Origin of the sequence: Phaeobacter sp. B1627, from assembly GCF_006265095.1 — a bacterium.
Classification (GTDB): Bacteria; Pseudomonadota; Alphaproteobacteria; order Rhodobacterales; family Rhodobacteraceae; genus Epibacterium.
Window position 1 is genome coordinate 20,018 of sequence record NZ_VCNK01000022.1, and the last position, 14,433, is coordinate 34,450.

The window sequence follows — 14,433 nt, forward strand, 5'->3', positions numbered from 1 at the left end:
GACAAGAGGACTGCATGATCGAGACCTGGCGCTGGTTTGGCCCGAACGACCCTGTGACGCTGAATGACATCCGCCAGGCGGGCGCCAGCGGCATTGTCACGGCCCTGCATTCGCTCGCCAATGGCACCGTCTGGCCAGTCGACGCCATCGCCGCCCGTCGCGACATGATCGCCGCCGCCGGTCTGCGCTGGGAGGTTGTCGAAAGCGTGCCCGTCCATGAGGACATCAAGCGCGGCGCCAAAGGCTGGGAAGCAAAGGCCGACGCATGGGCGCAGTCCCTGCGTAATCTGGCAGCATGCGGGATCACGACCGTTTGCTATAATTTCATGCCACTGCTGGACTGGACCCGGACGGATCTGTCTTTTGAGCTGCCTGACGGCGCTCGGTGCCTGCGCTACGATGCCGTGGATGCCGCCCTCTTCGACATTCACATCCTGAAACGCCCCGGCGCGGAGCAGAGCCACCGCGACGATATTGTTGCGCTTGCCCGCACGCGTTTTGCCTCGCTCACGCCGCAGGCGGCTGAGGCGCTGACACAGACGATCATCGCTGGCCTTCCGGGCGCCGAAGAGAGTTTCGATCTCGATGGTTTCCGGGCCCATCTGGCGCTCTATCATGGGATAGACGCCGCACAACTCAGGGCCAACCTTGCCGCATTTCTCAAGCGGGTCGTGCCGGTCGCACAAGAACTTGGGGTGAGGCTCGGCATCCACCCCGATGACCCGCCGTTTCCGATCTTTGGCCTGCCACGTGTGGTTTCCACTGCAGACGACCTCCGGGCCATTCTGGAGATGGTAGACAGTCCCGCCAATGGGCTGACCTTTTGCACGGGCTCGCTCGGAGTGCGGCCTGATAATGACCTGCCGTCGATGCTCGAACAGTTTGGCGCCCGCGTCGCGTTCCTGCATCTGCGCGCCACCCTGCGCGAGGATAATGGCGTCAGCTTTCACGAAGCGCCGCATCTGGCGGGCGACGTCGATATGGTGGCCGTGGCACGGGCCGCCTTGGCGGCCGAGGCCAAGCAAGGTCGCGCCCTGCCCTTCCGGCCGGACCACGGCCATATGTTGGCGCATGATCAGCGCGTCGCCAGCACGCCGGGCTACCCCTATATCGGACGGTTGCGCGGGCTGGCAGAATTGCGTGGTGTCCTGCACACATTGGAAAACATCGGCTGAACTGACACTGCAAAAGTTGTCCCTTGAGCCCGCACAGACCGGCTACCGGGCCGGTCGCTCGCGTGGTCCGGGCTGCGGTAATTTGGGCTGCGGTGATATAGTGAAATCGACAAAACTCTGGCTCACAGACCAGTATCCGGTGCCGTCAGAGCTTCTTTGAGAGAGCGCGCAGGCTTTGGCCGCTCTCTCAGATCAAGCGCGGAGTGAAGATCCACAAGATGGCTGTGCATCAATTCTTCTGCCGCCACCCCATCCCCCGACCGCAATGCCTCAAGCAGCGCGTGATGGGCGTGTTTTTCGCAGAGTGCGCTTTCGCGGCGCCAATATAGTGCGATGATCAGCGACGAGCGGGCAATCAATATCTCCACGAACCCGGCCAAAGTCTCGTGATCGGCAATTCGTGCGATTTCAATATGGAACAGACCAGAGAGATGCAGCGCCGCGCCGCGATCCCCGCTGGCGAGCGCTGCGTGTTCATCCTGAATGTGACGCTGCAACAACGCCAGATCGTCGGGCTTCGTACGCTCGGCGGCCCGTCTGGCCACCCCCGGCTCCAGCAGGACACGGGCTTCGAACACCTCATGCGCCTCCCGGATCGAAGGCTGAGCGACGAAGGCCCCACGATTTCGACGGATTTCGACCAGTTGATGATGGGCAAGCGACTGCAGAGCAGCGCGAATAATAGTGCGCGACACACCGTAGATTTCCGCCAGGTCGTCTTCTCCCAGCTTGGTGCCTGGCAGCACCCGGTGCTGATGTATGGCCAGTGTCAGCTCCGATGCAACGGTCTCAGCCTGGGAGGTTTCGGGCTTTGGGGCATTTGGCACGTGTTCACTCATCTCGCGTCACGAATGGCAGAGCGTTGCAGGCTGCACAAGCAAATCGCCCCTGCCGCCTTGGTACACAAATTTGTATACAATGATGTGCTCAATTTGAAGTCACTCCGCTCAAATTGCGCCCGCCCTTTCACCAATTACGAAACTCCAAGGCCCGGGAGGGCAAGAATTCTTTGTCAGGGCAGCCGCGCGGGCGATTGATGAACTGTTCAGACACGGAGTATGCATGTCAGCGCGCCAAACAGAATTAGAGCTGGTTCAGGTGACCAAGCGATACGGCACCACAGTGGCCGTGGATGCAATCAGTCATCGGTTCCAACCCTCCAGCTACGCTTGCCTGCTCGGGCCGTCCGGGTGCGGGAAAAGCTCGACCTTGCGGATGATCGCCGGTCACGAAAGCGTAAGCGAAGGCGCCATCCTGATCAGCAAGCGCGATGTGTCCACCCGCCCCCCCGCCAGGCGCGGCACCGCCATGATGTTTCAGAACTACGCCCTGTTTCCGCATCTGAGCGTTGCCGACAACGTCGCATTCAGCCTGCGGATGAAGGGCGTAGACAAATCCCAGAGGATGACCGCGGCGGGGGAAATGCTGGAACTCGTTGATCTGGCCCATCTGTCTGACCGCCTCCCCGATCAGCTGTCCGGCGGTCAGCAACAGCGGGTCGCATTGGCCCGGGCCTTAATTACCCGGCCGCAGGTCCTGCTGCTCGATGAACCGCTCTCGGCGCTCGACCCTTTCCTTCGCATACGCATGCGCACGGAACTGAAGCGGCTCCAGCGGGAGTTGGGTATCACATTTGTACATGTCACCCACGGCCAGGATGAGGCGCTGGCCCTGGCGGATGAGATCGTGGTGATGAACAACGCGGGCATTGAACAGGCCGGAAGCGCCCGCAGCGTTTTCGAGAGGCCCGACACCGCTTTTGTAGCGCGCTTTCTGGGGAGCCACAACGTCGTGCAGCTGGACGGCGAGGTCTTCGCCCTGCGCGCCGATGCGCTGACACTCTGCGCTCCTGGAGCCGGCCACTTGGAGGCCAACATCACCAATGTTGAATACCAGGGCACACATGTCAGTGTGACGACCCGCACATATGACAATCAGGAAATTTCAGTCCTGCTGTCCGACCGGGACTTCTTCGCGCATTCCGCAAACCCAGGCGAGCCCGTCGGTCTGAGCTGGGCACAAGAAACACTGCACCGACTGCAAGGCTGACCAGCCAATCAAGACAGGACATGGAGAGGATCACCACATGACTACAATTTCCCGCCGCAACTTGCTGAAAACCGGTGCCACAGCTGTGGCTGCCAGCACTCTTGGTGCGCCAATGATCTGGGCCCAGAACATCAAGGACATCACCCTGCGCCAATTCGGCACCGGCGTGTCCAACCTCAACGAGGTCGCCGCCAAGGTGAAAGAAGACCTCGGCTTCACGCTGGAGATGACCGCATTGGATTCAGACAGTGTCACCCAGCGCGCCGCGACCCAGCCCAAATCCTTTGACATTGCGGACATCGAATACTGGATCTGCAAGAAGGTCTGGCCGACCGGCAACCTGCAGGCGATGGACGTATCGAAAATCAAGAACTACGATCAGATCATCGGCATTTTCAAAGACGGAAAACTGACCCCGGACAGCACCATTGCGCAGGGCACAGCCCCCCATACGGTGGGTTTCACCGAAGGGCCTGACGGCACCACATTTGCGAATGAGCAGACCAACTGGATGACGTTGATCCCGACCATCTACAATGCCGATACCCTTGGCATACGTCCTGACCTGATTGGTCGCCCGATCGAAACATGGGCTGAATTGCTGAACCCGGAATTCGCCGGCAAAGCCTCCATTCTCGACATTTCCTCCATCGGGATCATGGACGCCGCGATGGTTTGCGAAGCCATGGGCGAGATCACCTATGGCGACAAGGGAAACATGACCCGCGAAGAAATCGACAAGACAATGGCGATCTTTACCGCAGCCAAGCAAAGCGGTCAGTTCCGGGCCTTCTGGAAGAGCTTCGACGAAAGCGTCAACCTGATGGCCTCAGGTGAGGTCGTGATCCAATCGATGTGGTCCCCCGCGATTACCGCCGTGAAGTCCAAAGGTATACCTTGTGTTTATCAGCCGCTGAAGGAAGGCTACCGCTCCTGGGGCGGCGGTATCGGGCTGTCAAAGAACCTCTCCGGCCTCGAACTGGACGCGGCCTATGAATACATCAACTGGTATCTCGACGGCTGGGTTGGTGGGTTCCTGATGCGTCAGGGCTATTACTCTGCCGTTCCGTCCACTTCCAAGAACCACATGAGCGAGAATGAGTGGGGCTACTGGTTTGAAGGCAAGAAAGCCACCGCTCCCATCACGAACCCGTTTGGCGACGTGATGGCGCAGGCCGGCGAGCTGCGCGATGGCGGATCCTTCAATGATCGCATGGGCGCTGTCGCCTGCTGGAATTCGGTCATGGACGAAAACCAGTATATGGTTCGCAAATGGAATGAATTCATCGCCGCCTGAAACAGATCCGGCGCGGAGGCTTCAGGGCCTCCGCCCATTCTTGCCAGTGAGCCACGGCCAAGGCACGTCCTGCCGCCTCGCCCTCCTCAAACGTTATTCGAGGCCAGAAGACAATGGGACTTTCCGCGCGCAACCAGGGCAGTTTGAAGAGCTGGGCCATGCTTTCGCCCCTCGTGATCGTGATGGTGGTTTTTCTCATCCTGCCGATCGCAATGATTGTAACCGTGAGCTTTTGGCAAGCGACGGAATGGTCGATCATTCCCGCTTTTGTATTTGAAAACTACGCGTTCCTTTTCGGATCGCCAGTCACCTACAAAGTGTTCGTCAACACGTTCAAATACGCTTTAATTACCTGGGCCTGCACATTGCTCATTGGGTTTTCCGTTGCCTATTTCCTGGCGTTTCACGTGCGAAGCATGAGATGGCAGATTACCCTGTTTTTGCTTTGCACCATTCCGTTCTGGACGTCGAACATCATTCGCATGATCTCCTGGATCCCTTTTCTCGGGCGCAATGGGATCGCCAATTCCGTCCTGATGTCATGGGGCGTGATCGACGCGCCGCTGGATTGGCTGCTGTTCAGCGATTTTGCCGTGATCCTCGCCTTCGTCCATCTCTACACGCTCTTCATGGTCGTGCCGATTTTCAATACCATGATGAGGATTGAGCCCTCCCTGATCGAAGCCGCGCGCGATGGCGGTGCCAATGGTCTACAGATCCTGTGGCATGTGATAATTCCGCTCACCAAACCGGGCATCATGATCGGGACCATCTTTGTTCTGACGCTGGTCATGGGAGATTTCATCACCGTCCGCTTCATGAGCGGATCGCAATCTGCAAATGTCGGCCGCTTGATTTCCAACGACATCGCCCTTTTGCAATACCCCTCTGCCGCCGCAACCGCAGTCGTGCTGCTCGGGACCGTTCTCCTGATGATCAGCATTCTGTTGCGCTTCGTCGACATCCGAAAGGAGCTTTGACATGGAACCAAGGTCGCGCAGTTTCTACCTGCTCGCAGCTTTCTTTGGCCTCTTTCTGCTCTTTCTCTACGGGCCAACCCTGACCATCGCCATTTTATCCTTTCAGGGCCCCACTGGTGGATTGACCTTTCCGATGAATGGCGTGTCGCTGCATTGGTTCTATGATCTCTTTCAGGAACAGGCCGTCGGCGACATCTGGGGCAGCTTCCGCCGCAGCTTCCTGCTGGGGCTGATGGTGATGATCACCACGGTCGTCGTATCCGTCATGGGCGGGTTGGCCTTTCGCAACAGGTTTCCCGGCTCGACCGTGCTGTTTTACCTGATCATCACGTCGCTGGTGATCCCCTCGATCCTGATCTCACTTGGTGTCGGGCTGTTGTTCAGCCAATCGGGTCTGGACGTGCATTGGGCCACATCCGGGTTCGGAGCGCAGCTGACCTGGACTTTGCCATTTGGTCTGTTGATCATGTTTGCGGTCTTCAACCGCTTTGACCGGAGCTACGAAGAAGCCGCCCGCGACCTGGGTGCCTCTCCCTGGCAGGTGCTGCGACATGTCGTGATCCCGATCATCGGCCCCTCCCTGATCGGGGTCGCGCTGTTTGGTTTCACGCTCAGCTACGATGAATTTGCGCGGACGTTGCTCACCGCGGGGAGCTACAATACCCTGCCGCTTGAGATCTTTGGCATGACCACCAACGTCACGACGCCTGTCCTCTATGCCCTGGGGACGCTGACAACGTTGTTTTCCCTGATCATGATCAGCGCCTTCCTCCTGGTGTTCTGGCTGAGCGCCCGCAAACAGGCGGCACAGGGCAGCGATGCGGGGAAGGGAAATCTATGATTGTCCTGATCAACCCGAATGCAAGCGCCCGCATGACCCGGGACATGCATGCGGTCGCGCAGGCCCAGGCGGGCGCGATACCGGTGGTCGCCTGGACGTCTGAGGCGGGACCGCCCTCGATCCAGGGCCCCGAAGACGGCGAGGCCGCTGTCCCACCCCTTCTGGACCTCGTCCGCAAAGCCGCGCTGGAGCATTCCCCTCGTGCCATCGTGATCGGTTGCTTTGACGACACCGGCCTGGAAGAGGCCCGCAAAATCGCAAATTGTCCCGTGTTTGGGATTGGTCAGGCCGCCTACCACCTTGCCGCGATGCTGGGCGGGCGGTTTTCAGTCGTAACAACGATGGCGGTGTCCGTGCCCATTCTGGAAGACAATATTCGGTCCTACGGGCTGGGCCAGTCGCTCGCGCGGGTGCGTGCCAGCGGGATACCGGTTCTGGAGCTGGAAAAGGCCTCCGCCGCTATCATATCTGAGATCGGCCAGGCGATTGCCGAGGACGACGTCACCTCGGTAGTGCTTGGCTGCGCAGGCATGGCCAGCTTGTACGAGACGCTCCGGCCCAACCTCGGCATTCCTTTGATAGATGGCGTCCGTGCGTCCATCTCCATGGCCTGCGCGATTTCGCCAATAGAACTGCAATAGCCGCCTCGCCGCGAAATGAACGCCCGCGCGGCGCCCGCCTCTCCTACCCTGTCCCTCATGGCCGCCCACATACCCCTGTCCATCAGGCTTCAGGCCACAGGCCCCCGCCATCATTATGTTGCCATTTGACCCAAACTCTGACGCACTCTATCCGTAGTCTGAAGCAGACAGGGCGGAACGGGCGGACAGGTCACGTAAAATGCAAGTTATTATTCACGCCGGTGCGCATGGGACAGAAGAAGATCGTCTGATGAAGACCCTCCTGCGTAACAAGGAGGGATACCTTGCGCGCGGCACATCTGTGCCCGGCCCCGCAAAATACCGAAGCTTGCTCAAGGACTGCATGGCCGCGTCAAAGACTGACACCCCGTCGGAAGACTCCCGAGATCTGCTCTGGGATGCTATACTGGAAGATGAAAACGCCGACAGGGTGGTGCTCTCGAACCCGCATTTCTTCGGCTCACAACGGGACGCGCTCGAAGGGCAGCGGCTCTATCCCGAAGCAGAGGAGCGCATGCTCGCCCTCAAGGCCCTGTTCCCTCACGATGACCTGCAGCTTTTCATGGCAATTCGCAGCCCGGTCGGGTTTCTGCCAAAACTCCTGGAAAAAGCCGGGACAGGACGGCGCACGACAGTTCTGCAGGTCACCAATCCGCAGGATCTGCGCTGGTCAGCGCTTTTTGCACGATTGCGCGCTGCGGTGCCTGATGTTCCGATTACGACCTGGTGCTACGAAGACACCCCATTGATCTGGTCGCAAGTGCTGCGCACCTTCGGCAATATCGAAGACGGCAGCAAGGTCATGGGAGGACTCGACATGCTCGCCACGATCATGAGCCGCGAAGGCATGCGTCGGTTGCGTCACTACCTGCATGACCACCCCGGAATGACAGAGGCCCAAAAGGGCCGCGTCTACACCGCTTTTCTCGACAAATTCGCACTCGATGACGAAATCGAGGAGGAGCTGGACATTCCAGGCTGGACCCCCCAGTTCATTGAAGAGACTGAAGAAGCCTATGACGAAGACGTCTGCCAGCTTGGTCAAATGCCGGGCGTCACTTTGCTGACACCTTGATCCCGACGGCGACGGGAGTTTACGCCACGGTCCCGGGCAGGTAGGACAACGGCACGACCTCAGGACCCTTTCGGGAGCGCGTGGATGACCGGGCAGCCTTTCAACATCGTGATTGTCGGTCAATCAGGCCGGTTGATGTATGAGGCCGTTGTGTTCGCCGCGTCCCTGCGCCGTATGAGCCCCGCATTTTCCGGGCGCTTGTTGGTTGCTGTGCCCCAACCCGGCGGTCTCTGGCGCAAGGATCCGGCCATCCGCAACCCGTCCGTGCTAGAGGCCCTGCGCACGCTCGGGGCCGAGATCGTGCCGTTCGAAAGCCGTGTGTTCGGCCAAGATTACCCATATGGCAACAAAATCGAAGCCCTGCTGGCTTTGCCTCGCAACGAACCCTTCCTGTTCTTCGACACGGACACTTTGATAACCGGAGAGCTCAGCGATGTGCCGATAGACTTCTCGCGCCCCTCCGCCAGCCTGCGGCGTGAAGGCACTTGGCCAAAGCCGACACTCTATGGTCCGGGTTATGCAGGCATCTGGCGCGCCCTCTATGACCGCTTCGGTCTGGATTTCGACAGCAGCCTCGATATGGGCCAGCCGGATGAATATTGGGAACGCTATCTCTACTTCAACGCGGGCTTCTTTTACGGGGCCTGCCCGCTGGCGTTCGGCAAACGTTTCCTGGTCTATGCCCGGTCAATCCGTGACGACCCGCCGATCGAACTGGTCTGCCAGTCACTTGACCCCTGGCTGGATCAGGTTGCCCTGCCGCTGGTCATTCATTCCTTTGGAGGCGGGCGCGACAGCCTGGCTGCAGGGCATCTTGATGGCAGCGCCAGTTGCCACTACCGCAGTTTTCCGCTGCTTTATGCCCGCGAAAACGACCATGTCGTGGCAACGCTCGAAGACGTCACCGCCCCCAACAAGATCAAAAAGGTCCTGAAGTCCTACGAGCCGATCAAACGCTTGGTCTATCAGGGCAATGGTCACAAGGTGAGGGCACTGTTTGATCAGCAGAACCTGCCGCGCCGGGAACAGGCGATCCGCAATCGAATTCGATCCGAAGGCTTCTGGATGCGGTGATCCCATCCGCGCCCGATCGCTGCTGCGCCGATATATTCACTGGATTTCCCGCCTAGTTTCCCTTGCGTTAGCGGCTTACGCGGTGTGTGTTGTGACCAGAGCATCACCGAATGCGACATAAGGGAGAGTTTTGAGATGTCCAACGGTCCAACCTATGGTTTTGACACCCTGCAGATCCACGCAGGCGCCCGCCCCGATCCGGCGACAGGCGCCCGCCAGACGCCGATCTATCAATCCACCGCCTATGTATTCCGCGACGCCGATCACGCAGCGGCGCTCTTCAACCTGCAGGAAGTTGGCTATATCTATTCCCGCCTGACCAATCCCACCGTCGCGGTACTGCAGGAACGGCTGGCGACGCTCGAGGGCGGTGTAGGCGCCGTGTGCTGCTCGTCCGGCCATGCGGCACAAATCATGGCGCTGTTCCCGCTGATGAGCCCCGGCAAGAATGTGGTGGCCTCCACCCGGCTCTATGGCGGCACCGTCACCCAGTTCAGCCAGACCATCAAACGCTTTGGCTGGTCCGCGAAATTTGTCGATTTTGACGATCTCGATGCGCTGCGCGAGGCGATCGACGATGACACCCGCGCTGTGTTTTGCGAATCCGTGGCCAACCCCGGCGGATATGTCACCGACATCCGGTCTGTTGCGGATGTCAGCGACGCCGCCGGCCTTCCTTTGATCGTCGACAACACCTCCGCGACGCCCTACCTCTGCCAGCCGATCGCCCATGGCGCCACGCTGGTGGTTCACTCAACGACCAAATACCTGACCGGCAACGGAACCGTCACCGGTGGCTGCATCGTGGATTCCGGTCAATTCGACTGGTCCGCCTCTGACAAGTTCCCCTCGCTCTCGGCACCGGAACCTGCGTATCACGGGCTGAAGTTTCACGAGACCTTCGGCAATCTCGCATTCACCTTCCACGGCATCGCCATCGGCCTGCGGGATCTCGGCATGACCATGAACCCCCAGGCCGCGCATTATACGCTGATGGGCGTGGAGACCCTGTCCCTGCGCATGCAGCGCCACGTGGAGAACGCTCAAAAGATCGCAGCCTGGCTGGAGACCGACCCGCGCGTGGACTATGTCACATATGCAGGGCTTCCCTCCTCGCCCTATGCCGAACGGGCCAAACGCTGCTATCCCAAAGGCACCGGCGGCCTGTTTACCGTTGCGCTCAAGGGCGGCTATGATGCCTGCGTGAAACTGGTCGACAGCCTGGAGATTTTCTCCCATGTGGCAAATCTCGGGGACACCCGGTCGCTGGTCATCCACTCCGCCTCGACCACCCATCGCCAGCTCACTCCGGAACAACAGGAAGCCGCAGGCGCAGGACCAAACGTCGTGCGTATCTCGATCGGGATCGAGGATGCGGACGACCTGATCCGCGATCTCGATCAGGCGCTGACCAAGGCCGGTGGCTGAAGCATCACGTCTCCAATGCCGCTCTACAGACCTGCAAAAGGCCGGGATTTCCCGGCCTTTTTCCATTCACCAACAGCGCGGCGGGCCAATCAGTCGGGAGTGGATGGCTCCAGCAGATCAAACGTAGCCGAGACGCGATGGCTCAGGTTCACACTGCCCGGCGCCACCTGAATGTCCGCAGACCGTGCCATCTCCATCGCCATCATCGGAGCCCCGCCCGTCGGCTCGCCATCCTGAAGCATCCGCACCGGCCCGAGCGTCATCCCCGATGCATCTGCCAATTGACGCGCCTTTCTGATCGCATCCTCGACAGCCTCGGTCCGCAATTTGTCCTGCGCCGCCTTGGTATCGCTGTATGAAAACGCCAGACCACGGAATTCATTCGCTCCGGCCCGCAGAACATCATCCAGCACACCGCCCATGGCCTCCAGATCGCGCAAGGTCACCTCCACAAGGTTTGATGCCTCAAAGCCGGTGATCGCGCGGACCTCCTGGCCACCCTGACGAACCTGGCTCCAGACGGGATGCATAGACACCTGCCGGGTCTGAATATCGCCTGCCCCGATACCGCTGTCCTGGAGCCTGGCCAAGACCTCGCCCATACTGACCGACACCTGGCTCATCGCTTCGCCGGCCTCTTCACTCTGGGACCGAACACCCAGGGTGATCACCGCCTGATCGGGGGCCACATCCATGCTTGCCTCACCTGTCACCATCAGCCGTCGCATCTCTTCCGCCTGCAGTGAAAAGGGCGCAAAAGCGACAAGCCCCGCAACGAACAGGCTGATTAATTTGGGGGTCGACATAGGGGGTCCTCCGCATACTTTGTGATGCTTGATAGATGGGGGTGGCAATTCCCCGCGCGCAAGAGGAAGTTTGTCTCTTTTGCTTCCCCTCGGCGGGATCCTGCTTTATGGTTTGTGCAAGAATAACGGCGCTCTGAAGCGGTGTTTCTTGCTGTTCGCGACAAGGCGCTGGTCACGGATCAACAGGACACAACGCCTGTCCATTGGATGGGGCCCACAGACAGAAGATCCAGATGACCCGATGAAACCGGAGTTTGCGCTCTCTCTTTCGCCTGACGGCATCGCACTCCTGCTCCGGGGGGCAGGGGGATGGCGTCGTGTGGGCACAGTTGCTCTGCAGGTCGACGACCTGCCGACAGAGCTTGCAATCCTGCGCAGCAAGGCCGAAGAACACGCTGCCGGTCGGCTGTATTGCAAACTGCTGCTGCCGGATACGCAGATCAAATACCTGACGATCGAAACCGGTGACCTCCCCTACGATGACCGGATAGAAGCCGCGCGCGCAGCCCTCGACGGGGCGACGCCATATGCGGTTGCGGATCTGGCTTTCGACATCAGCCTTGACGGGGTGCGCACCCATATTGCCGCGGTGGCCATCGAAACCCTGGGCGAGGCCGAGAGCTTTGCAATTGAACACGGGTTCAGCCCCGTCAGCTTCGTTGCGGCACCCGGAGCGCATGATTTCCTCGGTGAACCGTTCTTTGGCACCGCGCGATCCGCACGTGGCCTGGACGTGGAACCCGACGGCATTGCAGTTGTAGACGTTGGGCCCCTCCCGGCGGATCAGCCTCCCCCCAGCACAGAGGGCGACTCTCTGGAAACGGGCAGCACCTCTTCAGCCGCCTCCCTTCCGGCCAGTCCCGAAACCGCTGCGGACATCGCGTCAGGCACGCCGGGCGAACCTGTGGAAGAGCCGGATTTATACGCCTCTTCCGATCTCGAGACCGAATTGGCTCCGCGTGCTCACGGCAATATCGTACTGCCGGCCGCCCCCCCTTTGGATGACGTGCAATCCTTGGATGTTTCACTGCACTCACCCGGCGATACCGCGCCCGTCAATCAAGATGCATCGCTTGCCGCCTCGGACACCGAGGCAGAAGATGAGACCGGTCCGACGGTTGGCTTCAGTTCCCGCCGCAAGCCAGGTGCCTCGATCGAACGCCCTGTTGTGTCAGGGGACACAGCTGCAGGAGAGGCGAAGCGCTCCTTTACCGTGCTGGCTGTTGCGCCGGACGCGGACGCGGTGGCCCCCGTCGCGGCACCGGTTGCCGACATCGCCGATGCGTCGGTTCCGCCCGCCCCGAACCTGTCGATGCCAATGCCAGTCCTCGCCAATACAACTTCGGCGCCTCCGAAACGGGCACCGGCGACGGTTGCGAGGCCGGTATCTGGTCCGGCAGGCGACATCGGCCAGATGCCTCAGGCGCATCCTCTGCGCCTGCGCCCGGCCCGGGTTGGTTTCATTGCCGCCGCACTTGCTACCCTGTCTGCGTTGGGGGCCTGGGCGCTGGTTCAGGAACTGCCGACCCTGTGGTCCGACCTGGAGCGCGCGGATCTGATCGAAACCGAAGATCCAATAGCCCCCCCGATCCTGACCCACACGACGCCACCGGCCACCAATTCGGCCCAAACCGACAGCCTGTCCACGCCTGAAATACCGGGATCTGGTGGCAACCTTGCACAGGGGGCGACCACGTCACCCCAACAGCTGTCGATCTCCGACAATGACCTGCAGCAGGCGGGCGTCCAGTTGACCGCTGCCGACCTGCCGCCGGAGTCCCACCAGGATCCGGATGAGTTGACAGTGACCGACGCTGCCGTGCTTGCGGCACTGGGGACACCGATAATTGACGAAGCCACGCCGCTGGACGCCCAGGATCTGGTGATTGCCTCACTCCCAGAACCGCGCAGTATTTCTGATGGGAGTTTCGGCGCCGCCCTGTTGCCCGACGTCGCGACCGATCCTGCCTTTGACGTGGCGAACCTCGCCGATGTTGGGTCCGCTCTGGATCCGGAGGCTCTGGCAGATGGCATGGTGCCGGGCGAGGATACCGGCTTCGACGATGGACTTGACGGCGATGTGGCGGCATTGACGCAGGCGGCCCAATATGCGGCGACAGGGATTTGGCAGCAAATCCCGGCGATTGCAGAGCTGCCGGCCCTGATTGACCTCGACGACGTCTATGTGGCGTCGATTGACCATACAGACCTGTCCCAAGACGCGATCGCCCTGCCGGCCGGGCCGGATCTCGATACCGACGTGCCCTTCGGAGCCATCTCAAGCCCGACTGCAGCAGGTCGGCAGTTCGACTTGAACGAGCGCGGATTGGTCAAGGCCACGCCGGAAGGCACACTCAATCCGGATGGCATCATGGTTTTTCAGGGACGTCCGCAGATCACCCCTCCGGCAACACCCGACAGGCCTGAAGTGCGGGAACAGGATGCGGCTGACGCCGCCGAGAGAACCGCTTTGCTGCGTCTGGTTCGCCCCCGAACGCGACCTCTGGACCTGGTAGAACAGACGGAAAGAGCCCAACTGGGCGGCGTTATCCGGTCCGAGCTGCTGTCAAAACGCCCCAGATTGCGCCCTGCCAGCCTGAAAACCGAAGCACAGGAAAGCCAGCCCGCCACCGAACAAGCTGTTGCCAGCGTTGTAAAACCACGAGCGCGACCGACGAATTTCGCCAATCTAGTCGATCGCGCACAGCGCAGCACGCGGTCGGCAGAGGTGCAGACCGCATCTGTGGCGCCTGCTGCGGTCAGCCCGTCAATCCCGACCTCCGTTTCCGTGGCGCGTCAAGCCACGGTGCAGCGGGCCCTGAACCTGCGCCACCTCAATCTGATCGGCGTCTACGGGAAACCCTCTGAACGGCGGGCTCTGGTCCGGCTGCCCTCCGGGCGCTACGTCAAGGTCAAGGTCGGTGACCGCATCGACGGCGGCCGTATTGTCGCGATTGGCGAGGCGCAGCTGCAGTATCAAAAGGGCGGACGTAATCAGACGCTGACGATGCCCAAAGGCTGATCAAACCCGTCTGGTCGCCGCTTTGAAAATGAGTGACACTCTGAA

Annotated in this window: 12 protein-coding genes; 10 read left to right on the forward strand and 2 right to left on the reverse strand. The window is 60.5% G+C overall.

Going from position 1 to position 14,433, the window contains the following annotated elements:
• Window positions 1-14 precede the first annotated feature (14 nt).
• Window positions 15-1,175 carry a mannonate dehydratase gene (uxuA, locus tag FGE21_RS12695; protein ID WP_139663677.1) on the forward strand — a complete coding sequence of 387 codons (1,161 nt, stop codon included), beginning with the start codon at window positions 15-17 and terminating at the stop codon, window positions 1,173-1,175.
• A 122-nt stretch (window positions 1,176-1,297) separates the two neighbouring features.
• On the opposite strand, the gene FGE21_RS12700 is transcribed toward uxuA, so the two are convergent.
• Window positions 1,298-2,002, reverse strand: a complete 705-nt coding sequence (locus FGE21_RS12700) for a GntR family transcriptional regulator (RefSeq protein ID WP_370285678.1) — start codon at window positions 2,000-2,002, stop codon at window positions 1,298-1,300.
• Window positions 2,003-2,237: 235 nt separating this feature from the next.
• Between FGE21_RS12700 and FGE21_RS12705 the strand changes: the two genes are divergently transcribed.
• The 8 genes from FGE21_RS12705 (at window position 2,238) to FGE21_RS12740 (ending at window position 10,560) form a co-directional block, all read left to right on the forward strand.
• Window positions 2,238-3,224, forward strand: a complete 987-nt coding sequence (locus tag FGE21_RS12705) for an ABC transporter ATP-binding protein (protein WP_139663679.1) — start codon at window positions 2,238-2,240, stop codon at window positions 3,222-3,224.
• A gap of 37 nt (window positions 3,225-3,261) precedes the next feature.
• Entirely contained in the window at window positions 3,262-4,521 is a 1,260-nt protein-coding gene (locus FGE21_RS12710; RefSeq protein WP_139663680.1) for a PotD/PotF family extracellular solute-binding protein, read from the forward strand.
• A 158-nt stretch (window positions 4,522-4,679) separates the two neighbouring features.
• Window positions 4,680-5,501 (forward strand): ABC transporter permease, encoded by an 822-nt coding sequence (locus tag FGE21_RS12715; protein ID WP_255731567.1) that lies wholly within the window; start codon window positions 4,680-4,682, stop codon window positions 5,499-5,501.
• A 1-nt stretch (window position 5,502) separates the two neighbouring features.
• Complete coding sequence (locus FGE21_RS12720) at window positions 5,503-6,342, forward strand: ABC transporter permease (RefSeq protein WP_139663682.1); 840 nt, start codon at window positions 5,503-5,505, stop codon at window positions 6,340-6,342.
• Window positions 6,339-6,983, forward strand: a complete 645-nt coding sequence (locus FGE21_RS12725) for an aspartate/glutamate racemase family protein (protein ID WP_139663683.1) — start codon at window positions 6,339-6,341, stop codon at window positions 6,981-6,983. Before FGE21_RS12720 ends, FGE21_RS12725 begins: the two co-directional genes overlap by 4 nt.
• A gap of 199 nt (window positions 6,984-7,182) precedes the next feature.
• Window positions 7,183-8,058, forward strand: coding sequence for a hypothetical protein (locus FGE21_RS12730; protein ID WP_139663684.1), 876 nt, complete (start codon window positions 7,183-7,185; stop codon window positions 8,056-8,058).
• 84 nt (window positions 8,059-8,142) lie between these two features.
• Entirely contained in the window at window positions 8,143-9,132 is a 990-nt protein-coding gene (locus FGE21_RS12735; RefSeq protein ID WP_139663685.1) for a hypothetical protein, read from the forward strand.
• Between the two features lie 135 nt (window positions 9,133-9,267).
• Window positions 9,268-10,560 (forward strand): O-acetylhomoserine aminocarboxypropyltransferase/cysteine synthase family protein, encoded by a 1,293-nt coding sequence (locus FGE21_RS12740; RefSeq protein WP_139663686.1) that lies wholly within the window; start codon window positions 9,268-9,270, stop codon window positions 10,558-10,560.
• 89 nt (window positions 10,561-10,649) lie between these two features.
• On the opposite strand, the gene FGE21_RS12745 is transcribed toward FGE21_RS12740, so the two are convergent.
• Window positions 10,650-11,366 (reverse strand): SIMPL domain-containing protein, encoded by a 717-nt coding sequence (locus FGE21_RS12745; RefSeq protein ID WP_139663687.1) that lies wholly within the window; start codon window positions 11,364-11,366, stop codon window positions 10,650-10,652.
• Between the two features lie 241 nt (window positions 11,367-11,607).
• Here FGE21_RS12745 and FGE21_RS12750 point away from each other — a divergent pair, with 241 nt between their 5' ends.
• Window positions 11,608-14,388, forward strand: a complete 2,781-nt coding sequence (locus FGE21_RS12750) for a hypothetical protein (protein ID WP_139663688.1) — start codon at window positions 11,608-11,610, stop codon at window positions 14,386-14,388.
• Window positions 14,389-14,433: the final 45 nt, after the last annotated feature.

Excerpts from the sequence above, each read along its gene's own strand:
- uxuA (WP_139663677.1), top strand. The coding sequence starts at position 15 with ATGATCGAGACCTGGCGCTGGTTTGGCCCGAACGACCCTGTGACGCTG.
- FGE21_RS12735 (WP_139663685.1), top strand. The coding sequence starts at position 8,143 with ATGACCGGGCAGCCTTTCAACATCGTGATTGTCGGTCAATCAGGCCGG.
- FGE21_RS12705 (WP_139663679.1), top strand. The coding sequence starts at position 2,238 with ATGTCAGCGCGCCAAACAGAATTAGAGCTGGTTCAGGTGACCAAGCGA.
- FGE21_RS12715 (WP_255731567.1), top strand. The coding sequence starts at position 4,680 with ATGCTTTCGCCCCTCGTGATCGTGATGGTGGTTTTTCTCATCCTGCCG.
- FGE21_RS12720 (WP_139663682.1), top strand. The coding sequence starts at position 5,503 with ATGGAACCAAGGTCGCGCAGTTTCTACCTGCTCGCAGCTTTCTTTGGC.
- FGE21_RS12745 (WP_139663687.1), bottom strand. The coding sequence starts at position 11,366 with ATGTCGACCCCCAAATTAATCAGCCTGTTCGTTGCGGGGCTTGTCGCT.
- FGE21_RS12725 (WP_139663683.1), top strand. The coding sequence starts at position 6,339 with ATGATTGTCCTGATCAACCCGAATGCAAGCGCCCGCATGACCCGGGAC.
- FGE21_RS12730 (WP_139663684.1), top strand. The coding sequence starts at position 7,183 with ATGCAAGTTATTATTCACGCCGGTGCGCATGGGACAGAAGAAGATCGT.
- FGE21_RS12750 (WP_139663688.1), top strand. The coding sequence starts at position 11,608 with ATGAAACCGGAGTTTGCGCTCTCTCTTTCGCCTGACGGCATCGCACTC.
- FGE21_RS12710 (WP_139663680.1), top strand. The coding sequence starts at position 3,262 with ATGACTACAATTTCCCGCCGCAACTTGCTGAAAACCGGTGCCACAGCT.
- FGE21_RS12740 (WP_139663686.1), top strand. The coding sequence starts at position 9,268 with ATGTCCAACGGTCCAACCTATGGTTTTGACACCCTGCAGATCCACGCA.